The organism is Streptomyces similanensis (assembly GCF_039543625.1).
Classification (GTDB): domain Bacteria; phylum Actinomycetota; class Actinomycetes; order Streptomycetales; family Streptomycetaceae; genus Streptomyces; species Streptomyces similanensis.
This window is the reverse complement of the sequence record NZ_BAABKC010000059.1, coordinates 29,161-51,208: the sequence shown is the minus strand read 5'-3', so window position 1 is coordinate 51,208 and position 22,048 is coordinate 29,161. Positions and strand designations below refer to the sequence as shown.

Genomic DNA, 22,048 nt, shown 5'->3' with positions numbered 1-22,048 from the left:
GGTCACCAGGGGAGCACGCGGCGCACGAACACGTCGGAGTACCCGTTGGTGTCCCCGGGGTACCCGAGGATGCCGTCCGGTCCCGTGACGACCACCGAGGCGCCGAGGGCGTCGGCCCCGGTGACGGTGTCGGCCTCCTCCGGCGGGTTCGGCCCGAGGTCGACCAGTGTCTCGGTGTGCCCGGTGCGCAGATCACGGCGGAAGACGTCGCGCTTCGCGTCGGTGTCGCCGGGGACCAGACCGTCCGACGTGGAAGCGAAGTAGGCCCAACGGCCGTCACCGCTCGTGAGGATCTCCGTGTCGTCGCCGTTGCCGTCCTCGCCGGTGGTGGTCCGGCTCATCTGGACGGTCTTCCCGGTCTCCAGGTCGTGGACGTAGGCGACGTAGCGGTGCGGGAGCAGACCGCCGGAGGGCGCCCCGGGCCGCGTGTCGACCTCCCAGCCGATGAAGGCGACGTGCCGTCCGTCCGGGGTGATCCGGCCCGCGGGCGATCCCAGCAGCCGGTCCGGACCCTCGCTCCCCCGCTGGACGCGGCCGGTGCGCAGGTCGTACACGTACATCGGGTAGAGGGTCGGCTTGAGGATCGAGGCGCCCGCGCCTTCCCCGGGGTCCTCCGTCGCGTCGCCGGGGTCGTCCGGGTCGCCGGGGTCGTCCGCCAGGCCGAAGGTGCGGGAGATGAAGGCGACGCGCTGTCCGTCGGCGCTGATGGTGGCCGACCGGGAGGGCTGGTCGGGGACGGCGCCGTCGCGGGTGATGCTGGCCAGCCGGGTGACGCCGGTGCTCCGGTCGAGGACGTAGATGTTCTGGCGGCCCCGCTCGCCGCCGGGGAGGTCCACCTTGCGGACGGAGGAGAAGGCTATGTAGCGCCCGTCCCGGCTGATGGCGGGGTCGAATCCGCCTCCCTCGGCACCCGGGGTCGCCCGTACGGTACGCCCCGTGACCAGGTCGAAGACGAACACGTCGCTGCGGTCGTCCGTGTCGTCGTCCACCAGCCCGGGTTCGTCCGAACCGAAGGCCACGTAGCGGCCGTCGCCGCTGAGCGAGGCCCCGAGACACGGGGTGGTGAGCTGCTTGCCGTGGTCGCCCACGCAGACCCGCTGAACGCGTCCGGTCCACGTGTCCCGGACGAACGCGTCCTCGACGCCGTTGGTGTCGCCCGGTACGAGGCCGGACGCCGCCGAGGAGAACAGCACGTACCGCCCGTCGTCGCTCACGCCGCCGCCGAGCGACGGGGCGTCCGGCTGGGCGCCGCCCGGCCCGTGGCTCACCCGCTGGGTGAACCCCGGCACCGTCGCCGGCCCCGGCTCCGCCGCCGCGGGCACGATCATGCCCGCACCCAGCAGAACGGCGGCGGCCAGCACCCCGCCGCCGAGCATCAGCCGCCGGGTGACCGGCCGGCTCCCGCCCGTGTCCCCGCCCGCCTCGCGCACCGCTCGTGCGGCCATGGCCGTCCTCCCCTTCGTCTCCCCTGACGCATACGGCCGCGGCCCGCCGTACGGTACCGGCGGCGGCCGCGCGCAGCAGAGCAAACCGTCCCCGGGTCCCCCGGTCAACACCTCCTCCGCGGCGGCGACGACAACACGCCAGGAGGAAGCCCGGCCTCCGCCGCCTCGGCGGCGGGAGCCGCGCCGCCGGAGGAGGCGTCCGTCCAACGGGCGAGATCGACGTGGCGAGCCACTGCTAGAGGCCCACGTCACGGCTGCGGATGTCGTCCAGGGACTCCCGGCGCACGAGGAGCCGGGCGCGGCCGTCGCGGACGGCGACCACCGGCGGGCGGCCGACCAGGTTGTACCCGGAGGCCATGGAGAGGTGGTAGGCGCCGGCGACGGGGACGGCGAGCAGGTCTCCGGGGCGTACGTCCGCGGGGAGTTCGACGTCGGCGGCGAGCACGTCGCCGGCCTCGCAGTGCCGGCCGACCACGGTGGCAAGGGCCGGCTGGGCGGTGGTGCGACGGCCGATGAGACGGGGCGCGTAGCGCACCCCGTACAGGGCGGGGCGCGGGTTGTCGCTCATGCCGCCGTCGACCGCGACGTACGTACGGGCGCCGGTGCGCTTGACGGCGAGCACCCGGTACAGGGCGATGCCCGCCGGTCCGGCGATGGCCCGTCCGGGTTCGATGATCAGGCGGGGCACGGGCAGCCCCGCCGCCGAGCACGCCTCGGTCAGCCCGGCGCGTACCTTGCGGGCCAGGCTGGTCAGGTCCAGGGCCTTGTCGCCCGGGCGGTAGGCGATGCCGTGGCCGCCGCCGAGGTCGAGTTCGGGCAGCACGAGGCCGTGCTGGGCGTGGAGGCAGGCCATGAGCCCCACGACGCGTCGGACGGCGGTCAGATAGGGCTTGACGCCGGTGATCTGCGAGCCCAGGTGGCAGTGCAGGCCGGTGAGTTCGAGTTGCGGCTGGTCCAGTATCCGGGCGATGGCGTGCTGGGCGTATCCGTCGCGGACGCTGATTCCGAACTTCTGGTCCTCGGTGCCGGTGCGGATCTTCTCGTGGCCGCCGGCGCTGATCCCGGGGACCACCCGGACCATGACCTTCTGGTGGCCGCGCGGGCCGACGGCGGCGGCCAGCCGGGCGATCTCCGACGGGCTGTCGATGACGATGCGGCCCACGCCCAGGCGCAGCGCCGACTCCAGGTCGCGCGGAGACTTGGCGTTGCCGTGCAGCACGATCCGCTCGGCGGGGAAGCCCGTGGTGACCGCGAGTTCCAGCTCGCCGGCCGAGCAGACGTCGAGACCGAGGCCCTCCTCGTTCATCCAGTGGATCATCGCGCGGCACAGGAACGCCTTGGCCGCGTACAGGATCTCGGCGTCGGGGAAGGCGTCCCGGTAGGTGCGGCAGCGGTCACGTACCTCGGCTTCGTCGAGGACGTAGACGGGGGTCGCGAAGCGGTCGGCGATCTCGGCGAGCGGTACGCCGCCCACCGCCAGGGCGCCCGGGCGGGGTTCGGTGGCGGACGCGGGCCAGAGGGGGAGGAGGTCGGCGTCGACGGTGGTGACGGCGCTGTCGGGAACGGTGGTCATGGCGGTCTCCCTCTCAGCCGACGCGCAGGGCGGGCGCGGGAACGACGGGGTGCACCGGCCGGGCGGGGCGGGCCGTGAACTGGGGGTCGACCGTGACGGTGGCGATGCCGAGCGGTTCGGTCAGCGCGCGCAGCGCGGACGCGGCGAGTCTGATCCACGCCTGCTCGGGGCCGAGCGTCGCGATCAGACGGGTCTCGGAGGTGAAGCCGACGGCCGTACGGTCGCCGAGAGGTGTGCGGAAGACGCGTGCGGCACACCCCGAGGGTCCCGGCCGGACGGGGACGAACAGGGGTCCGGCCGGGAACCGTTCAGAGGGTTCCGGGTCCTCGCCGCACAGGATGTCTGCCATGGGGTACCTCCGCAGGAGCCGGGACCCGAGCGGTCCGCGGCGGGTCGAGGGGCTTGGCGGCCCCGAACGCGGGGAGGCGGAACGGGGCTCGCCGATGACGCTATGCCCGCCCGGCCCGGCCACCGGGGGCTCCTGACGCGGCGCTGACGGGCACGGGGCGAACGCTGACGCGGCGCTGACGCCCACGGCGACCGGCCGGCGCGGCGCCGTCGGGCCGCGGTGTCCGCCGGGCCCGCGACCCGGCGCAAGGAAGACGTCAACAACCGCCCCGGGCACCCGGCCGCCCGCCCGAAGCCTGCTACACCGGAATGCGTAGGCAGGAGGTGCCCACCATGCCTCACCAGCTCTCCAGAAGGCGCGTCGCGCGCTTCGCCGCTCTCGTGGCGCCGCTCGCGGTCAGCGCGGTGCTGCTGCCCTTCCGCACCGCACTGCCCCACACCGTCGCCGCCATGATCCTGGTCGTGGCCGTGGTCGCCGTGGCGGCTCTCGGCGACCGTCCGGCCGGCGTCCTCGCCGCCCTGTCCGCGGCCGTCTGGTTCGACTTCTTCTTCACCGCCCCCTACCAGCGGCTGACCATCCACAGCCCCGTCGATCTCACCACCGCGGTGGCGCTGCTCGTCGTCGCCCTGGCCGTCTGCCGGCCGGCGGCCCGCGCCCGGCGCCTGGAAGGCATCACCGTCACCGACGCCGACTACCTGGCCCAGCTCCACCACGCGGCCCGCCTGGCCGAAACCTCGACCTCGCCCGACGCGGTGGTGGAGTGCGTACGCGGTCAGCTCGTCGGTCTCCTCCACCTGCGTGGCTGCCGCTTCCAGTACGGCATGCTGCTCGGCCACGCCCCTCGCCTGGAGAGCGACGGCTCGATCAGCGTCGGCCGCGGGACCTGGGACGTCGAACGCCTCGGGCTGCCCGACCAGGACATCGAGCTACGCGTCTTCGCGGGTGGCCACTTCCACGGCCGGTACCTGCTGCGGCCCACACCCGGCCACACCCCGCCCCTCCAGGCACGTCTGGTCGCCCACACCCTGGCCGGCCAGGCCGGCGCGGCGCTCCGGGCCACCTGAACTGAACACCGGCGGGCGTCTCGCCCACGCTCGGTGGGGTGCCGCCGGGCGGGAACGGGGTCGGGCCGGGCGCGCGGGGAGCGAACGGGGAGCGAGCGCGCGACGTGCACGGGGACGGAAATCGGTTGAAGCGGAAGCCGGTGACACGGATGCTTCCGCCATGAAGATGCACGCCGACCAGATGACGGTGTCAGCCCGAACTGTGCGCCGGTTGGTGGAGCGGCAGTTCCCGCGATGGCGGGGCCTGCCCGTCAGCGGCGTCGCGTCGCAGGGGACGGTCAACGCCATCTTCCGTATCGGCGACCGGTTCGCGGCCCGATTCCCTCTGGAGCCCGCAGACGTCGAGTCGACGCGGCGCCGGCTGGAGTCCGAGGCGGAAGCGGCCGGCGAGCTGGCGGGCCGCACCCGTTTCCCGACGCCCGAGCCGGTCGCGCTGGGGGAACCCGGGGCGGGCTACCCGCTTCCGTGGTCGGTGCAGACGTGGCTGCCCGGCGTCGTGGCCGCCGACGAGGACCCGGGCGCGTCCTCCGCGTTCGCCCGTGACCTGGCCGGTCTCATCGGCGACCTGCGGGCGATCGACACCCGCGGCCGCACCTTCGCCGGTACGGGCCGAGGAGGCGACCTGCGGTCCCACGACGCCTGGATGGAGACCTGCTTCGGACACAGTGAGCAGCTCCTGGACGTCCCTCGACTGCGTCGCGTCTGGGCGACCGTGCGTGACCTGCCGCGAGGTGCGGCCGCGGACGTCATGGCCCACGGCGACCTGATGCCTGGCAACCTGCTCGTCTCCGGCGGTCGGCTCACAGGGCTCCTCGACGTCGGCGACTTCGGTCCGGCCGACCCTTCACTGGACCTGGTGAGTGCGTGGCACCTGCTCGACGCCGGGCCGCGACAGGTGCTCCGTGACCGCCTGGGCAGCGGCGACCTCGAATGGGAGCGGGGCAGGGCGTGGGCCTTCGTTCAGGCGATGGGGTTGGTCTGGTACTACGTCAGAAGCAACCCGGGCATGAGCCGGACGGGTCATCGCACCTTGGAACGCGTCCTGGCGGACGAGGTGCGCTGAGGCCGAGGCCGCGAGGAGGTGGGCGTGCGGGGCGCGCTCGTTGCGCGGCGCAGGGCGCTCGCCCCACTCCCCCGGCGGAAGACCGCCGGTCTCCGGTGCGGTGTCAGCCACCCGCACAGGTGACACCGCGGCGCCCGGAGTGCCATTCACGGCGGATTGTCGGCGTTCCGCTCCTAAGGTGACGGTGTGATCCCTTCCGAGCCCATTGGCAGCATTCCCCGTTCCCCCGAACTGCTCAGCGCGATGGCCGCGTTCGAGTCCGGCGAGATGTCCTCCTCGGCCTTCGCGGACGTCCAGCGGCGGGCGGTCGCCGAGACCGTCGACAGCCTGGTGGCGGCCGGTTCGCCGGTGGTGACCGACGGCGAGCAGGCCAAGCCCACCTCCCTCACCTATCCGATCGCGGGACTGGACAACCTGGACCGTGACGGCGTGGTCATCCCCTACGCCGACGGGCACCAGCGCCGGCTGCCCAGGCTGACCTCCGGCCCCTTGCGGTACAAGACGAACGCCGTCCAGTACCTCCAGGCCGCCCAGCGGCACACGAAGGCGCCGGTGAAGCAGGCGGTGGTCGCCCCGTCCACGCTGAGCCTGCTCTACCCGCCGCAGGCGATCGCCGGGTACTCCCGCGAGCAGTTCCTCGACGACCTCGTCGCCGAGGCCGAGACGGAGGTGCGCGGCTGCCTGGACGCGGGCGCGCACGTGGTGCAGCTGGACTTCACCGAGGGCCGGCTCTCGCTGAAGCTGGACCCCAGTGGCGGGGTGCTCCGGGACTTCGTCGCCCTCAACAACCGGCTGCTGGAGCGGTTCACCGAGGACGAGCGTGCCCGGATCGGCATCCACACCGACGCCGGCGCCGACCAGGACTCCACGCACAGCCTCGACATCGACTACGCCGACCTCCTCCCCGCCCTGTTCGAGACCAAGGTGGGCAACTACTACCTCCAGCTGGCGAGCGAGCCGGACCCGGAGCGTGTCCTGCGCCTGATCGCGGACCAGCTCCGGCCCGGCGTCCGCGTCTTCGTCGGCGTCACCGACCCGCTCGACCCCCGTGTCGAGACGGCCGAGGAAGTACGCGACCGCGTGCTCCAGGCCGCCCGTCACCTCCCTCTCGACCAGCTCGGCACCTGCGACGACAGCGGGTTCGCCCCCTACGCCGACGACCAGTCCACCTCCCGCAGCACGGCGTTCGCCAAGATCCGCGCCCGTATCGACGGCACGGCCCAGGCCGCCCAGCAGCTCGGAGCGGCCTGAACGAGCGCCCGGGATCCCGCCGAGCGCGTCCAGGGGACTACGCGCGCACGTGCAGCCCGAAACCCGTGCGGCCCGCGGGCTCGCGTCCTTCCTTCAGGTGCAGCGAGGGGATCTCGTAGTCGCCGAAGTTCTGCCGCCGGAACGGGATCGGCTCGGTCGACTCCAGGGTGAGCAGACGCTGCTCCCAGGCCTTGGCGAGGTCCGGGTAATCCGCGTCGCTCATCCGGTCGGCGCCGTACAGCACGAACGGCGGCAGCACCTCGATGCCCGGGTAGTAGAGGATGCCGTGCTGGATCGGGAACAGCAGATCGTCGATGGGGCCGTTGATCCCGCGAGCGGCGTACTGCGGCTCCGGGCCGCCGGCGGTCACCGACAGCAGGGCCTTCCGGCCCGCGAGGGTTCCTTCGCCGTAACGCTCGCCGTACTTGGCGTCGCTGTGCTCGCCGACGCCGTACGCGAAGTGGTAGGTGAACACCCGGTCCACCCAGCCCTTGAGGATCGCGGGCATGGTGTACCACCACAGCGGGAACTGGAAGATGATCGTGTCGGCCCACAGCAGATTCTCCTGCTCGGCGCGGACGTCCGGGGTGAGCGTCCCGGCGTCGAAGGCCCGGCCCGAGTCCAGGGCGACCTTCAGCCGGTCCGAGGCGTGGGGGCCGTAGTCCGCCGCGTCCGCCACCGCCTTCCAGTTCATCGCGTACAGGTCGCTCACCCGCACCTCGTGCCCGGCGCTCCGCAGCGTGGTCACCGCGAGGTCCTTCAGCGAGCCGTTGAGCGACTTCGGCTCCGGGTGGGCGTAGACGATCAGCGTCTTCATGGGAACTCCTTCGGATCGGATGCCGTCGATCCTGCGCGTCGCGGCGCCCGGCGTTCAGGGACGCTTCGTCCGTCGGACGGGAGTTCCTGGTACTGGCAGGGCCACCTTCACGGGTGCCGCCGAGTCCATACTGAGCGGATGGACGATCTCGCGGGCTTTCTCCGGACCCGGCGCTCCCGGGTCGACCCGGCCGCCGCCGGCATCCCCACCGACAGCCGCCGCCGGGTCGAAGGGCTGCGCCGCGAAGAGGTCGCGCATCTGTCCGGAGTCAGCGTCGACTACTACGTCCGCATGGAGCAGGGCCGCGCGACGCAGCCCTCCGAGCAGGTCCTCGACGCGCTCGCCCGCGTCCTCGGCCTGGACGCGACCGAACGCGAGCACCTCTACCGGCTCGCGCGGCAGCGCCGCCGCCGCGCGAAGGCGCCGAGCGGGCGGGTCCGGCCGGAACTGCTGCGCGTGCTCGACCTGGTCGTCGACGCACCCGCGCTGATCATGAACCACCGCCTGGACGTGCTCGCCGGGAACCGCCTCGCCGGGCTCCTCTTCGGCCCGCCGATGCCGGGCCTGAACATCCCGCGGCACATCTTCCTCCAGGAGGCCGACCACGGGCTGTACGCGGACTGGGAGACCTGCACCCTCGACGTGGTCGGGCACCTGCGGCTGGCCGCCGGCAAATACCCCGATGACGCCCGCCTGACCTCGCTCATCGGCGAACTGGCGGTGGGCAGCGAGCGCTTCCGCCGCCTGTGGGCCCGCGCCGACGTGCGCGCCCGCACCCATGGCCGCAAGGTCTACCGGCACCCGCTGGTCGGACTCCTCGAACTGCACCAGGAGAACTTCGCGCTGCCGGACGAGTCGAGCATGGAGCTGCTGGTGCTGTCCGCGGCCCCGGGCAGCCCCGCCGAGGACGGCCTGCGCCTGCTCGCGCGCCTGGACGCGGACGGCGTCGACGCGCGGCCCACCGCCGACACCCGGGCGCGCGAGCACGAACAGCGGTGACAGCGCGCGCCCCTGCCCCGACCGGTCGGCAGCAGGCGGCAGTCCCGCCGGGTGTCCGAGCGCCTACTGGGCGGTGTAGCCGCCGTCGACGGGCAGGGCGATGCCGGTGACGTAGCCCGCTCCGTCGCTGCACAGCCACAGGACGGCCTGGGCGATCTCCTCGGCGCTGCCGAGTCGCTGGATGGCCTGGCCCGCTTCGGCCTGCGAGCGGTCGAGTTCTCCGCCTTCGACCATGGCGTCGACCATGGGGGTGGCGATGGTGCCGGGGCAGACGGCGTTGACGCGGACGCCGCGCGGGCCGTATTCGAGGGCGGCGCTCCTGGTCAGGCCGATCACGCCGTGCTTGGTGGCGTGGTAGGCGGCGCGGCCGGGGTTGCCGACCAGGCCGCCGAGGGAGGAGCAGTTGACGATGGCGCCGCCGCCCTGGTCGCGCATGTGGCGCAGTTCGTGCTTCATGCTCGCCCAGACGCCGCGCAGGTTGATGGCCTGGACGCGGTCGAACTGGTCGGCGCTCTCGTCGGCGGCGTCGGTGGGCGGGGGCATGATGCCGGCGTTGTTGTAGGCCATGTCCAGGCGGCCGAAGGTCTCCGCGGTGCGGTCGACCGCGGCGGCGACCTGGTCCTCGTCGCTGACGTCGCAGACCAGGGGGAGGGCCTGGTGGCCGGCGTCGGTGAGCTCCTTCGCGGCGGCTTCGACGGCCGTCTCGTCGATGTCGGCGAGGCCGACGGCGGCGCCGGCCGCGGCGAAGGCGCGGGCGGCGGCCAGACCCATGCCGGAAGAGGCGCCGGTGACGAAGGCGACCCGGCCGGTGAAGTCGTAGGTGGGGTTCATGTCGTCGTTCTCCCGTCGAGAGGCGAGGCGGCGCGCGGCGATGCCCGGTGTACGCCGGTGCCCGTCAGTGGCTGCGGGGTGGAAGGGGTGGAGACGGCGCCGCCGGGACGGGCGAGGGGCGCCACGTCATCCAGGTAACCCGTTCTTCGCGCGGAGAGCGAGACACCGTCAAGGGGTGTACGGCCCGTATACCCCTGTCCGAGCGGGCGGGCCGCCTTCCGGCAGCGGGCGCCGGACGCCCGGCCTGCGCGGGAACGGGAGCGAGGTCGCACGTGCCCACCCCGCTCAGCCGGCCGGCTCCTACGAGTCGGCGAGCGCGGACTCGGCCACACCGGCCGGGGCGTCGCGGACACCCAGGCGAAGGTGCTCGACGTGGTACAGGGCCTGGTCGAGGAGCTCGGCCACGTGGTTGTCGTACAGGGCGTAGATGATCGAGCGTCCGTGCCGCTCGCCGGTGACCAGTCCGAGGTTGCGCAGCAGGCGCAGCTGGTGGGAGCAGGCCGAGGCCTCCATGCCGACGGCCTCCGCGAGCTCGCCCACCGAGCAGGCGCCTTCCTGGAGACGGGCCAGGATGTAGAGCCGCGAGGGGGTGGCGAGGGCCTGAAGGGTGGCGGCGACATCGGCGGTGCCGACGGCGTCGAGACGCTCGCGGGCGGTGGCGCTGCTGGCGGTATCGGTTCCGTGGCCCATGGGGTCATCATACCGACCACACATGAAGACCTGTTCAGGTGTTCCTGTATGGTGGGCAGGTCGCCTCGTCCGCCCGTGAAGGGTTGCTCCGTCATGTCTTCCGTCCTGGATCAGCAGTCCGCACCGGCCGCGGTCGAGCCGCGCCCGGCTCCGCCCCGGCGGCGCACCCGGGTGCTGGCGCTGCCGGAGGCCCGGTGGGCGCTGGCCGCGCTCGTCCTCTTCCTGGTCGCCCTCCCGCTCAACCTGCTCGGCGCCCCGGCATGGCTGTGGGGCCCGCTGTTCGCCGCCACCTACGTCACGGGCGGCTGGGAGCCGGGCCGGGAAGGGTGCAGGGCCCTGAAGGACAGGACCTTGGACGTGGACCTGCTGATGGTGGTGGCCGCACTCGGCGCCGCGGCCGTCGGCCAGGTTCTGGACGGGGCCCTGCTGATCGTCATCTTCGCCACCTCCGGCGCCCTGGAGGCGCTCGCCACCGCCCGCACGGCGGACTCCGTCCGGGGGCTGCTGGATCTCGCCCCGGCGACGGCGACCCGGCTGTTGCCCGGCGGCGGCGAGGAGAGCGTCGCCGCCGCCGTGCTGAAGGTCGGGGACACCGTCCTGGTGCGGCCCGGCGAGCGGATCGGCACCGATGGTCAGGTCGTCGAAGGCGTGAGCGACGTCGACCAGTCCACGATCACCGGCGAGCCCCTGCCCGTGGCCAAACGGACGGGGGACGAGGTGTTCGCCGGTACCGTCAACGGCACCGGTGCCCTGCGCGTACGCGTCGAGCGCGACCCAACGGACTCGGTGATCGCCCGGATCGTGAAGATGGTCGAGGACGCCTCCGAGACCAAGGCCCCCACCCAGTTGTTCATCGAGAAGATCGAGCGGCGGTACTCGATCGGCATGGTCCTCGCGACCCTCGCCGTCTTCGCGGTTCCGCTCGCCCTCGGCACCCCGCTCCGACCCGCTCTGCTGCGTGCCATGACGTTCATGATCGTGGCCTCGCCCTGCGCGGTCGTGCTGTCCACGATGCCGCCGCTGCTGTCCGCCATCGCCAACGCTGGACGACACGGCGTCCTGGCCAAGTCCGCTGTCGTGATGGAGCGTCTCGGCCGAGTCGACGCGGTCGCCCTGGACAAGACCGGCACCCTGACCGAGGGCACGCCCCGCGTCACCGCCGTGCGGCCCGTGCCCGGCTCCGGACTGGATCAGGACGGTCTGCTCGCGCTGGCGGCCGCGGCCGAACACTCCAGCGAGCACCCGCTCGCCCGCGCCGTCGTCGACGCCGCCGGCGAGCGGCGCCTGCGCCTTCCCGAGGCGGCCGGCTTCACCTCCGTCCCCGGCCGGGGCGTCAGCGCCGGCGTCGGGGGCCGCACCGTCGAGGTCGGATCGCCGGCCCGCCTCCCGGCCCCGGCCGCGCCCGTGACCGCGGCGGTGGCGGAGCTGGAGGAGGCCGGACAGACCGCGGTCCTGGTCCTGCGCGACGGCAGCCCGGTCGGGGTGATCGGCATCGCCGACCGGCTGCGGCCGGACGCCGCCGCCACCGTGGCCGCCCTGACGAAGCTCACCGGCCGCGCTCCGGTCCTCCTGACCGGGGACAACGAACGCGCCGCCCGCCGTCTGGCCGCCCGGGTCGGCATCACCGACGTCCGCGCCGGACTGCTTCCGCAGGACAAGGTCGCCGCCGTACGGGAGTGGGAGGGCGAAGGCCGCAAGGTGCTGGTGGTCGGCGACGGCGTCAACGACGCCCCCGCCCTGGCCGCCGCGCACACTGGCATCGCGATGGGGGAGGCCGGCTCCGACCTCGCCCTGGAGACCGCCGACGCCGTCGTCGTCCGCGACGAACTCGGCGCCGTCCCCACCGTCGTCGCCCTCTCCCGAACCGCCCGGCGCCTGGTCGTCCAGAACCTCGTCATCGCAGGCGTCTTCATCACCGCCCTGGTGGCCTGGGACATCGTCGCCACCCTGCCGCTGCCGCTCGGCGTCGCAGGGCACGAAGGCTCCACCGTCGTCGTCGGTCTCAACGGCCTGCGCCTGCTGCGTGAAGCCGCTTGGCGAAACCCCGCTCGAGGTGCCGCGTGAGCAAGCGTTCCCGCCGCGCCGCTTCCGCCGCGGGCGCCGGGGCGGCGGCGGTACGGCCCACGGTCACCGTGTGCCGCGGCTGCTGCTGCGGCACTCCGAAAGTCACCGGCCTCGATCACGTCGCCCAGCTCCGCGAGCTACGGGCTGCCCTGGAGGGGGCGGCGACCGTGCGGGTCACCGACTGCCTGGACGCCTGCGAGCGGGCCAACGTCATCGTCGTCCAGCCCTCCACCGCCGGTCGCGTGGCCGGCGGGCGGCCCGTCTGGCTCGGCCTGGTCAACGACCGGGACACCACCGCCGACATCGTCGCCTGGATCGACAGCGGCGGCCCCGGCCTCACCGAGCCGCCCGGCATCCTCGACCTCCACGCCTTCAGCCCCTCGCGTCGAGTCCGCGCCGAACTCGACGAGTAGGGCGCCCCTCGGACATCTCGGCGGAGCCGTCGCCGCCGGCTGCCACCGGGGCCGCGACGGCGGCTGTCGTGAAGGCCGACGCCGGCTCGCTCGGCAACGGCGCCTACTCCTGAACGGCTGTCAGGGTCAGTGCGGGCCGCTCCACCGCCGGCCCGGCGGCCGGATCGCTTCGGCCGGTCGCCTCACTGTCTCAGGGTGCCGGTCACCGGTCGCCGGCCAGTGCGCGGGGGACGGGGACGTACGTCGCCGACGAGGACGGGTCCGACGCGTCGGCGCGGGTGCATCCTCCACCAGGGCACGGTGCGCCCCGCCGTCGTGGCCGCCGTACCGCCGCACGCCCTCGGCGGCGCCGCCCTGAGCGCCCGTCAGCGCCGACGCGTCGCCGAACTCGCGGAGGGCGGCCGGCGCATCGTCGGCCCGGGGCCCGCGAACGGCGCCGTCCGCGAAGACGAGCGGTCGCGCACCCGCACGGGACGCCGCCCGCGCCAGCCCGCCGGCCTGCCGCCTCGGCCATTCGTTTCTGTCGCCGGTTCACCGGTTCACCGGTTCACCGCAGGCGGCAGACCGTGTGCGGGTCGGCTCCCTCGGGGCCCGGCGGCGCCGTGAGCGGGGCCTCGCTGCCCGCGGGGCGTCCGCACACGTTCACCGAGCGCACCTTCCCGCCGTCGTAGCTCACCCGCACGATCTCGTAACCGTGGCCGCGCTGGTCGGCGTAGGGCCGGCTGCCGGCGAAGCCGACGGTGCCGACCGGCAGGTTGGGGTTGGGGTGCCAGCGCAGGTCGGCCCAGGTCTCCGCGGCGGTCTGCGGAACGTCCCCGTTGCGCGCGGCCCGGTACAGCACGGCCGTCGCGCTGTAGGACAGCACCGTCTGCCCGCTGGAGAACAGCGCGTCGGTCCAGGGCCGCGCGGGGTCGGCGAGCGTGGTCCGCCGTGCTCCGGCCGGCAGCAGGTCCGTGAGGACGCGGTGGGCGTCCACGTAGAAGCCCGTCGTCGCCGCGAGGTCCATGGGGGCGAGGGCGAAGTGGTAGAGGGTGACCTCGTCGGGGATGCGCAGGTTCTCCCCCTCCTCGTAGTTGCTCTTGGTGAGGTCGTCGCCGGTGAACACGGTGATGCCGTTGCCCGAGCAGCCGGGGGTGGAGCCGAGCTGGGACATCAGGTTGGGCACGTCCTCGACGCGGCCGGCGAAGTAGAGCGCCTTCGGCACGGGCCGGCTGCCGCAGATGTCGCCGATGGGCGTGGTCAGTTCGGGTTCGCCCTCGGCGCTGAGCCGGTACGTCCGGGCGGGCGCCGGCGCGAAGCCGGCGTCGGCCAGCATGCGCTTGCCGACCCGGGCCTGTTCGGTGGTGTAGAAGTCCTTCTCGCTGCCGACCGACCTGGACAGCACGACGGCCTGGGCGCCCTTCTCGCGGGCGGCCAGCTGGCGGGCGACGACCCGCAGGGCGCTCGCCTCCTCCTCGTCCGTGGCGGCCAGCCCGAACCAGTTCGACAGCCTGCGCGCCAGGTGACTGCCGGAGTTGGTGGTGCTCACCACGGGCAGACCGGCCCCTTTGAGGATCCGCGCGGCCTGCTCGGTCTCCGTGGTGTCGCGTCCCATGCCCACGACGCCGACGACGGAGCGGTCGCGCCGCGCCAGGTCGGCGATGTGCCGGGCCATGGGGAGCACGTGCAGCATGTTCTCGCCCGCGTTGGCGAGCAGCACCTTGATCTTGGTCGGCTGGTCGGTGCTGACGTTGGCGTAGTGCTGGTAGAGGTACACCCCCGTGATCTCCTCCAGCCCCTTGCGGGTGTCGGCCTGCCGGGCGGCGGTGACCGGGCCGGCGTAGACGATCGTCACGTGCGCGTCCCGCGGTCCGATGGCCGCGTTCTCGGCCCTGATCGCCCGCTCCACCGCGTCGAAGGTGACGCCCTTGCCGGCGCCGGACAGGCTCAGCCCGTTGCCCTTGGCCAGCCGTACGTCGCCGGTGGCGACGCCGACGCACTGGCCGTCGTACAGGCCGGAGTCGGTGTTGGAGCCGAGCAGCCGGCCCTCGCAGTAGCGCCCGGCCAGGTACCGGTTGCCGAGGAAGCCCGCGGTCAGGCCGAGGGCGAGGACCACGACGAGGCAGGGCCTGGACCACAGGAGCCAGGCGGGTGTGCGGCGGATCCGGTCGGTGGAGTGCTGTGCGGAGCGCCGGTGGCGCAGTTCGTCGGCGGGCATCGGTATGTGCAGGATCCACGGGAGGGCGGCGGCCCTGCCCGGGGACTGGCCGGCGTTGAGGCTGGTCACCCACCGCTGGTAGCGGGCGTCCGCGCCGAACGCGTCCTCCTCGTCGTCGGCCTCGGGGCGGCCGGGTGCGGTGTCCGGCTGCGGGTCGGCGGAGCCCGGCGGCCGCAGCCGCTCGGCCGCCGGGACCGCGGCCAGCACGAGCAGCGGGTCGACCTCGCTGCGCCTGCTGCGGACGTTGCTGAGGGTGCGCAGCAGCAGCAGACCGCCGTCCTCCTCGGCGGCCCGGGGCAGGTACACCACGGGCGGCACGGTGCGCTTGCGGCGGCGCAGGTCGAGCGCCCGCGGCCGGAAGTTCTCGCGCAGGTCCTCCAGCAGCGCCAGTACGCGTAACTCAAGGTGCAGCTGACGTGCCGTCGGGTCGCCCGCCTGGGCGGCGACCACCTGCTGGGCGACGGCGAAGGCCCGCCCGCGGATCGTCTCCCAGGACTTCGCCGGCCGCCAGCGCGACCAGTCGGCCGCCGCCGGCCGGTCGCTGAGCGGGGCCAGGAACGTGGTGGTCGCGAACCAGCGGCTGGCCCTGCGCAGCCACAGCAGCGGCGGGGCGCTGCGCGCGAGCAGGTGGACCAGGCCGAACGCCGTCAGCGCCAGAGCGCCACCCCACACCGCCGTGCGCCAACCGCCCTCCCCCAGCAGGACGCTGAGGCAGGCGATGAACATGGCGCCGACGAAGCCGGACGGGTTGACGACGGCGCCGACGGCCTCCGCCAGCGCCGGGGCGCGGCGCCGGCCCTGGTCGCCGTCGGGGCCGCCGCCGGGCCGCCAGCGCAGTTCGGCGAGCCGGCGCATCAGGCGTTCACGGCGCTCCGCCTCGGTCCACACCGTCGTCACCTCGGCGCCGACCTCGGGCGCGGCCTGCTCGATCGCCCGCAGCAGGCGGGAACGGGGGAACGTGAAGGGCTTGTACTGGGACTGCCGGGCGTTGTCCCAGGAGTGCTCGCACAGCTGGCGCACCATGTCGACGGCCGAGGAGTACGGGTCCGCACCGCCCCCGCCGTCGAGCCGTTTGGCGATCAGTCCCCGGGGCTGCTGGCTCTGGCGGACGAACTCCACCACCTGGGCGACCCGCCGGTCGAGGGTGCCGGTGGCGTCCTCCTCGGTGGCCTGGAGCACCACCAGCGGGGTCACCGGCGGATTCGCCCGGAAGCCGTCGACGAGCCGTCTCATCAGCGCGAAGACCGCGTCGGCGGCCTCCACTCCGGCGCTGCCGGTCCAGACCCGTCTTCCCATGTGCTCCGCCCCCGTCGCATCGGCCCGCTCGACCATCGAATTCGTTGGGGATACCCGGACCGGAGCGCCGCTGCACCCCGGGAGCCCTGTGAATGTCGGGGCGCGCGGAGCAGGAGCGGTGACGTGGCCGTCGCGGACGGCGCGGACGGCGGCGTCACCGGCGGGCACGGCCGTCCGGTGTGCCCGGTCGCGACGCGGGTACGCGCACCACAGCCGGCGCCGCCGGGCACGCACCGGACCGACCGTGAGAGGCCCTCCTTGTCCGCATCTCTTGTGGAAACCGTCGATGTCAAGGCACCCGTCTCCGTCGCGTGGGCGCTGTGGAGCGATGTGACGCGGTGGCCTTCCTTCCTCAGCCACGTACGCCAGGTGGACCAGCTGGACGGTCGCCGTTTCGCGTGGCGGCTGAGCCTTCCGGGCGCCGACAAGAGCTTCGTCGCCGAGCTCACCGAAGTGGTCCCGCAAGACCGCATCGCCTGGCGCACCGTGGACGGCGTCGAGCACGCGGGCGTGGTCACCTTCCACCGTCTGAGCGACACGGAGAGCCGGGTCACCCTGCAGGTCGAGTACGACCCCAAGGGGTTCGTCGAGCACCTCGGCGCGCTCACCAACCTGGACTCGACGCTCGCCAACTACGATCTCGGACAGTTCCAGAAGCTCGTCGAGACGTCGGCGGAGGCCTGACCCCCGGTACCGTCCCGTACGGCATCGGGCGTCGAGTCCGGCCGTCGCGAGGCGCGGACACTCGCCCGGGACGGGGAACCCGTCACGCGTGGAGCGCGCCACCCACCTCGTCACCTCCGTGTCCGTGGCGGCCGGACTCGGGTTCGGCTCGGGGACCGCTTCCGCCGGGGACCGGCAGGGTTCCGTGGTCGCCGACCGGACTCCGTACGGCACGAAGGCCCCGTACGCACCGCAGGAGGATCCGGCCACCAGGACTTCGTCGCCGCCCTGTCCGCCGCCGATCAGATCTCCTTCGCCCGGTCGCTCCACCGGCTCTACAGCGCCGCGCCCGACCTGAGCGCGGAGGCGCCGGACGTCGATCTCCGTCCCTGCCTGACCCCGTGGGACGCGCGGTGGTTCGCCTACCTCGACGACGCCGGGGAGTTCTACGGCAAGGGGCCCGGCTTCGCGGGCCGCACCGTCACCTACGACATGGCCGGCGTCCTGCTCGACGACCTCTTCGCCCAGGCCGAGGCGAAGGCCAGGGGCGCCGGCGACAAGGGCGCGGTGCTCCGCTTCACGCACGCCGAGGAGATCGAACCGCTCGCCGCCCTCATGGGGCTGCCCGGCAGCACGGAGCCCGCCGCCGTGGACCGGACGTACACGTATCGCGACAACCCGTGGCGCGGGGCCGAGGTGGCGCCCATGGCCGCGAACATCCAGTGGGACCTGTACGCGAGCACACCCAGCCCGGGCGGGACCGCGAAGCGGGTCACCTACCTGGTGCGCATGCTCTGCAACGAGAGGGAAACCGCCTTCAAGCCCTCCTGCGAGCCCGTCTCGAAGGGCAGTTCCTTCTACGATCTCGCGGAACTCGAACGCTGCTTCGGCCGCGGGTGACCGGTGCGGCCGCCGTCGGAGGCGGACCGCCCGGCCGCGGGGCCGCCCGCCCGGCCCCGGCCGCCGACGGGCGCGGACCGGTCACAGCGGCGCGCGCATGCGCGGCACCAGGGGCAGCCGTGTCACGTGCCCGTGCAGCTGGTCGAGCAGATCGCGCAGGACCCGGCGGTCCTGCGGCGCGGCCGTCACCAGGGTCTGTTCGAGAAGCTGGCGACGGCGGTGGCGCGTCGCCTCCAGGACGCACCGTCCGGCGCCCGTGAGGGAGAAGCCGCCGGACGGCAGCCTGCGCACCAGCGTGCGCCGCACCAGCGAGGCGAGCAGTCCGGCCGCCACCGGCGGGCTGACGTCGAGCGTCACGGCGACGCCGGCCTCGTCCGACTCGCTCTCCAGGGCGAGCAGGGCGCGCAGCTGCTCGTCGGAGATCGTGGGGGCGACGTCCTCGCGCGCCTGCTGCCACACCCGCATCAGTGAAGCGGCGACCTGCTCCGCCGCAGGCCGGGTTCCGGCGGGTTCGGGATCCACTGGCATGGTCTTCCCCTTCCTTGACGCCGTTTCGCCGTGCTTACCCGCCTTCTCGCACATCAGGCCCGGCCTGGTGTTCGAAAGCGCCGCGAGCTGGGACGAGGGGCGACCGGTGATCCGTGCTGCTCGGTCATCCGGGTGATCGCGAGCCCGGACGGCCGAAGGCGGCCGGTCACCGGAGGGACCGCCCCGGTGGGTGACGATAGGGTCCGCGGCGTCGCCGTTTCCGTCTCCGGCTCCGGCTCGCCGGTCACACCGCCGCTCGGGGCGCCGCCCGGTCGGCGGCGGGCCGATCGGTGGGTGCCGGGCCGACCGGTGGGGAGCCGGGCCGATCGGTGGGGAGCCGGGCCGACCGGTGGGGAGCCGGGCCGACCGGTTGGTGTCTCAGGGGCGGGGCGCCAGCACCTCCAGGGCGCCGGTCTCGGTGTCGTAGCTGCGCAACGTGATGAGCGAAGCGGGCAGGGGCGACGCCGGCAGCAGTTCCGGGACCCGCCGGCCGGCGAACGCGCCAGGGCGCCGGGTACGGCCGAGGGTGATGTGCGGGCTCCAGCGCGCGGGGTCGTGGAAGGGGTTCAGGGTCTCGGGCGGACTGTCCGAGGCGACCGCCTCCCACACCTGGCGGTGGAGACCGGCCAGCGCGGCATCGAGGTCCAGCGCCCAGGCCAGCACCGAGGTGGGCCGCTCGAAGCGGACCACGCCGGTGAACCGCACCGGCAGGGGCAGCAGGGCGGCCGCCTCGGCGAGCTCCCAGCGGATCGGCGCGGTCAGCTCCGGGCAGGCGGCCAGGGTGAGGTGCGGGCTGTTGGTCGGTGAGCGGTGGCGCGCCTGACTCGGCAGCCCCGCGTCCGCGAGCCGCCGCCAGGCCTCCCGGACCGCCAGCTCCGCGGCCTCGTCCAACAGCAGCTCGATCGTGCGCACCGCCGCAGCCTACCGGCGATCACCCGCGGCGCCGCCGCCCGCCCGGTCGGCCGTTCGGCCAGGCGCGCGAGCGTACGGGCGCCGGCCGTCCGCCGGGTCGCCGGGCACGCCTGTGGGGCCCGACCGTGTTCTCGGCCGGGCCCCACAGGTGTGCGCTTACGGTGTCAGGTCACCATCGGTACCAGCGGCCACGGCCGCCGCCCGCGTTCGTGGAGCGCATCACGAAGCCGAGCAGCCACACCACCAGGACGATGATCGCCACCCACCACAGGATCTTCAGGGCGAAGCCGGCGCCGAAAAGGATGAGCGCGAGAAGCAGTACGAGCAAAAGGGGAACCATGGTTATCGACCTCCTGACCCTCCGATTGCCCTGCATCGCGACGCGCATTCCTCGGTCACGCCTTTGTTCGTGACGCGAGAACCGGGCGTCGGCGAACCGCGTGTCAGCGGACGTCGATGACGACCTTCTCGATCACGACGTCCTGCAGCGGGCGGTCGTCGCGACCGGTCTCGGCGTCGGCGATGGCGTCGACGACTCTCTGGCCGGCGGCGTCGGTGACCTCGCCGAAGATGGTGTGCTTGCCGGTGAGCCAGGTGGTCGGTCCGACGGTGATGAAGAACTGGGAGCCGTTGGTGCCGGGCCCGGCGTTGGCCATGGCCAGCAGATAGGGCTTGGTGAAGGCCAGGTCGGGGTGGAACTCGTCGGCGAACTGGTATCCGGGTCCGCCCGTACCGTTGCCCAGGGGGTCGCCGCCCTGGATCATGAAGCCTTGGATGACGCGGTGGAAGACCGTGCCGTCGTACAGCGGCGCCTTGCTCGGCTGACCGGTGTTCGGGTCGATCCACTGCCGTTCGCCCTGGGCGAGTTCCACGAAGTTCTTGACCGTCTTGGGGGCGTGGTCCGGCAGCAGCCGGACCTCGATGTCGCCCTTGTTCGTCTTCAGCGTCGCGTACAACTCTTCCGCCATGTCGATCCTCCGGGGCGCGGGCTGCTGGGCCCGGCCAGTCTCACGGCGAGGTGAACACCCGCGGGGCAATGACGGCGCCGACTCACCCGCACGAGTGCGCGGGACCCGCGGACCGCGGGCGTCGGGCGCGGACGTCCGTGGTGGGAGCCGCCCACCGGTCGCCATGTGCCGTGATCGGCCGGGCCGGGTCCGGGCCGGGTCCGGGCCGCCGGCCGGTGCCGCCCGCCGTGCCGCGGTCCTCGCTGCCGAGCGGCCGCTCGGATGCGGCGCCGGCGCGGCTGTGGTGTGCTGAGGCTGTTCGATCAGGCGGAGCCGGGACCGGACACTCACCAAGGGGTCACCATGTCGCATCACCTCAGCGGGCCGCACCTTCGCTCCCCGAAGGGCGACGCCCGTCTGGACCTGACGGACGTGTTCGTCTTCCCCGCGGCCGAGAGCGGGCGCACCGTTCTGATCATGAACGTGAATCCGTTCGCGCCTTCCCAGGGCGAGGCGTTCCACCCGGACGCCGTCTACCGTCTCAACGTCGACACCGACGGGGACGACGTCGCCGACCTCGCGTACAGCTTCGTGTTCTCGCCGCCCTCGGACGGCCGGCAGACCGTCTCGGTGCACCGCGCGGCCGGTGCCGGCGCCCGGGACCACGCGCCGGGCGGCGAGGTCGTCCTCTCCGACGTCGAGGCAGCCTTCACCGCGGAGCCCGCCGTCGCGGCGAGCGGCGGCCTCCGCTTCTTCGCCGGTCTGCGCAGCGACCCCTTCTTCGCCGATCTGGAGGGCATCGGCAACGACTTCCAGTGGACCGGCAACGACTTCGGGAGCGACAAGAACGTCTTCGGGATCGTGCTGGAGGTTCCCGACGAGGAGTTGGGCGACGGACCGGTCGGCGTGTGGGCACGCGTCAGCCTCCGGGAGAACGGCCGGCTCGTGTCCGTCGACCGCGGGGCCCATCCCTCCCTGACCGCTTACTTCAACGCCGAGGACGCCAAGGACGGCTACAACGAGGGCGAGCCCGCCGACGACTGGGACACCTACGCGCGGCCGTGGAGCGCCGTCCTCGCCCACACCGGCGGCTACAGCGCGGAGCGGGCCGAGGAGGCGCTGCGCACGGTCCTGCCGGACGTGCTGCGCTACGACCGCACCCGGCCGGCCGCGTACCCCAACGGCCGTACGCTCACCGACGATGTCACCTCCGCCCGCCTCGCCATGGTCTCCGGCGGAAGGATCACCACCGACCACATCGGCCCCCACACCGACCTGCTGCCGCACTTCCCCTACCTCGGGCAACCCCACCCGGCAGCCTGACCGGCCTGCGGAGGGCGGTATGGAGTGGCGTGAGTTCGCGCGGCAGATGGCCTCGTTGGCGCGGGAGCTGCTGGCGAAGGAGTCCGTGGAGGCGACGCTGGCGGCGATCAGCGGTGCGGCCACCGAGCTGGTGGAGGGCTGCGACGAGGCCGGGATCCTGATCCTCAGTGGCCGGAAGGTGGACTCGCTGGCCCCCACCGGCCGGCTGGTCGTCGACAGTGACCGTTTGCAGGAGCGGCTGGGGGAAGGCCCGTGTTTCGACGCGGCCCGCACCCGGACGGGTGAACGGGTGTACCGCATCGAGGACTTCCGGCAGGAGCAGCCGCGGTGGCCGGCCTTCGCCCCTGAGGCGCACGCGTTGGGCATCGGCAGCATGATGGGGTTCCTGCTCTACACCGATGAGGAGGAGCTCGGGGCGTTGGACCTGTACTCCCGCAGGCCCGGCGCCTTCACCGAGGTCAGTGAGACGGCCGGCTGGCTGCTGGCCTCGCACGCCGCGGTCGCTCTGTCCAGTGCGCGCACCCACGCCCAGATGGAGCAGGCCGTCGCCACGCGCCACCTCGTCGGCGAGGCCATGGGCATCCTCATGGGCAGCCGCGGGCTCACCGAGGAACAGGCCTTCGACGTGCTGCGCCGCTACTCCCAGGACAACAACGTGAAACTCCGTGAAGTCGCCCGCCGTATCAGCGAGCACGGCCGACTCTGAGCGTGCCTGAGCGTCGC

At 73.5% G+C, this 22,048-nt stretch carries 21 protein-coding genes; 10 read left to right on the top strand and 11 right to left on the bottom strand.

The features are described from left to right. Window positions 1–2 precede the first annotated feature (2 nt). The 3 genes from ABEB07_RS20555 to ABEB07_RS20545 form a co-directional block, all read right to left on the bottom strand. Window positions 3–1,445, bottom strand: a complete 1,443-nt coding sequence (locus ABEB07_RS20555; RefSeq protein ID WP_345669698.1) for a TolB family protein — start codon at window positions 1,443–1,445, stop codon at window positions 3–5. Between the two features lie 235 nt (window positions 1,446–1,680). Beyond that, entirely contained in the window at window positions 1,681–3,018 is a 1,338-nt protein-coding gene (gene lysA / locus ABEB07_RS20550) for a diaminopimelate decarboxylase (protein WP_345669697.1), read from the bottom strand. Window positions 3,019–3,031: 13 nt separating this feature from the next. After that, entirely contained in the window at window positions 3,032–3,367 is a 336-nt protein-coding gene (locus ABEB07_RS20545; RefSeq protein ID WP_345669696.1) for an SAV_915 family protein, read from the bottom strand. A 332-nt stretch (window positions 3,368–3,699) separates the two neighbouring features. Here ABEB07_RS20545 and ABEB07_RS20540 point away from each other — a divergent pair, with 332 nt between their 5' ends. From ABEB07_RS20540 to ABEB07_RS20530, 3 genes are all read left to right on the top strand, one after another. Then, window positions 3,700–4,431, top strand: coding sequence for a DUF4118 domain-containing protein (locus ABEB07_RS20540; protein ID WP_345669694.1), 732 nt, complete (start codon window positions 3,700–3,702; stop codon window positions 4,429–4,431). A 160-nt stretch (window positions 4,432–4,591) separates the two neighbouring features. After that, window positions 4,592–5,494 (top strand): aminoglycoside phosphotransferase family protein, encoded by a 903-nt coding sequence (locus tag ABEB07_RS20535; protein WP_345669693.1) that lies wholly within the window; start codon window positions 4,592–4,594, stop codon window positions 5,492–5,494. A 186-nt stretch (window positions 5,495–5,680) separates the two neighbouring features. Further along, entirely contained in the window at window positions 5,681–6,745 is a 1,065-nt protein-coding gene (locus ABEB07_RS20530; RefSeq protein WP_345669691.1) for a cobalamin-independent methionine synthase II family protein, read from the top strand. A gap of 37 nt (window positions 6,746–6,782) precedes the next feature. Here the strand turns inward: ABEB07_RS20530 and ABEB07_RS20525 are convergent, their stop codons facing one another. Further along, window positions 6,783–7,562, bottom strand: coding sequence for an NAD(P)H-dependent oxidoreductase (locus ABEB07_RS20525; RefSeq protein ID WP_345669690.1), 780 nt, complete (start codon window positions 7,560–7,562; stop codon window positions 6,783–6,785). A gap of 138 nt (window positions 7,563–7,700) precedes the next feature. On the opposite strand from ABEB07_RS20525, the gene ABEB07_RS20520 reads away from it, so the two are divergent. Then, window positions 7,701–8,561, top strand: a complete 861-nt coding sequence (locus ABEB07_RS20520; protein ID WP_345669689.1) for a helix-turn-helix transcriptional regulator — start codon at window positions 7,701–7,703, stop codon at window positions 8,559–8,561. A 63-nt stretch (window positions 8,562–8,624) separates the two neighbouring features. Here the strand turns inward: ABEB07_RS20520 and ABEB07_RS20515 are convergent, their stop codons facing one another. Together ABEB07_RS20515 and ABEB07_RS20510 are read right to left on the bottom strand one after the other, a co-directional pair. After that, a complete protein-coding gene (locus ABEB07_RS20515) occupies window positions 8,625–9,392 on the bottom strand; it encodes an SDR family NAD(P)-dependent oxidoreductase (protein ID WP_345669688.1) in 768 nt (255 codons plus the stop codon). Between the two features lie 300 nt (window positions 9,393–9,692). Continuing rightward, on the bottom strand, window positions 9,693–10,082 hold the full coding sequence (locus ABEB07_RS20510) for an ArsR/SmtB family transcription factor (RefSeq protein ID WP_176147609.1): 390 nt from the start codon (window positions 10,080–10,082) through the stop codon (window positions 9,693–9,695). Between the two features lie 93 nt (window positions 10,083–10,175). On the opposite strand from ABEB07_RS20510, the gene ABEB07_RS20505 reads away from it, so the two are divergent. Continuing rightward, window positions 10,176–12,146, top strand: a complete 1,971-nt coding sequence (locus ABEB07_RS20505) for a heavy metal translocating P-type ATPase (protein WP_345669686.1) — start codon at window positions 10,176–10,178, stop codon at window positions 12,144–12,146. Continuing rightward, window positions 12,143–12,559, top strand: coding sequence for a (2Fe-2S) ferredoxin domain-containing protein (locus tag ABEB07_RS20500; protein ID WP_345669685.1), 417 nt, complete (start codon window positions 12,143–12,145; stop codon window positions 12,557–12,559). The genes ABEB07_RS20505 and ABEB07_RS20500 overlap by 4 nt, the downstream gene beginning before the upstream one ends. A 547-nt stretch (window positions 12,560–13,106) precedes the next feature. Here the strand turns inward: ABEB07_RS20500 and ABEB07_RS20495 are convergent. Further along, on the bottom strand, window positions 13,107–16,052 hold the full coding sequence (locus tag ABEB07_RS20495; protein WP_345669684.1) for a type 1 periplasmic-binding domain-containing protein: 2,946 nt from the start codon (window positions 16,050–16,052) through the stop codon (window positions 13,107–13,109). Window positions 16,053–16,310: 258 nt separating this feature from the next. Here ABEB07_RS20495 and ABEB07_RS20490 point away from each other — a divergent pair, with 258 nt between their 5' ends. Together ABEB07_RS20490 and ABEB07_RS20485 are read left to right on the top strand one after the other, a co-directional pair. Then, window positions 16,311–16,736 (top strand): SRPBCC family protein, encoded by a 426-nt coding sequence (locus ABEB07_RS20490; protein WP_164589807.1) that lies wholly within the window; start codon window positions 16,311–16,313, stop codon window positions 16,734–16,736. Window positions 16,737–17,003: 267 nt separating this feature from the next. Then, on the top strand, window positions 17,004–17,615 hold the full coding sequence (locus ABEB07_RS20485) for a histidine-type phosphatase (protein WP_345669784.1): 612 nt from the start codon (window positions 17,004–17,006) through the stop codon (window positions 17,613–17,615). An 81-nt stretch (window positions 17,616–17,696) separates the two neighbouring features. Here ABEB07_RS20485 and ABEB07_RS20480 read toward each other — a convergent pair whose 3' ends face one another. From ABEB07_RS20480 to ABEB07_RS20465, 4 genes are all read right to left on the bottom strand, one after another. Further along, window positions 17,697–18,143 carry a helix-turn-helix domain-containing protein gene (locus ABEB07_RS20480; protein WP_164583458.1) on the bottom strand — a complete coding sequence of 149 codons (447 nt, stop codon included), beginning with the start codon at window positions 18,141–18,143 and terminating at the stop codon, window positions 17,697–17,699. Window positions 18,144–18,521: 378 nt separating this feature from the next. Then, complete coding sequence (locus tag ABEB07_RS20475; protein ID WP_345669683.1) at window positions 18,522–19,055, bottom strand: 2'-5' RNA ligase family protein; 534 nt, start codon at window positions 19,053–19,055, stop codon at window positions 18,522–18,524. A 169-nt stretch (window positions 19,056–19,224) separates the two neighbouring features. Continuing rightward, window positions 19,225–19,395, bottom strand: a complete 171-nt coding sequence (locus ABEB07_RS20470; RefSeq protein WP_164583460.1) for a hydrophobic protein — start codon at window positions 19,393–19,395, stop codon at window positions 19,225–19,227. A 103-nt stretch (window positions 19,396–19,498) separates the two neighbouring features. Then, window positions 19,499–20,023: a peptidylprolyl isomerase gene (locus tag ABEB07_RS20465; RefSeq protein ID WP_176147603.1), complete on the bottom strand. Its 525-nt coding sequence runs from the start codon at window positions 20,021–20,023 to the stop codon at window positions 19,499–19,501. Between the two features lie 342 nt (window positions 20,024–20,365). Here ABEB07_RS20465 and ABEB07_RS20460 point away from each other — a divergent pair, with 342 nt between their 5' ends. Beyond that, entirely contained in the window at window positions 20,366–21,325 is a 960-nt protein-coding gene (locus tag ABEB07_RS20460; RefSeq protein WP_345669681.1) for a DUF4331 family protein, read from the top strand. Window positions 21,326–21,344: 19 nt separating this feature from the next. Continuing rightward, on the top strand, window positions 21,345–22,031 hold the full coding sequence (locus ABEB07_RS20455; protein ID WP_176147601.1) for a GAF and ANTAR domain-containing protein: 687 nt from the start codon (window positions 21,345–21,347) through the stop codon (window positions 22,029–22,031). Window positions 22,032–22,048: the final 17 nt, after the last annotated feature.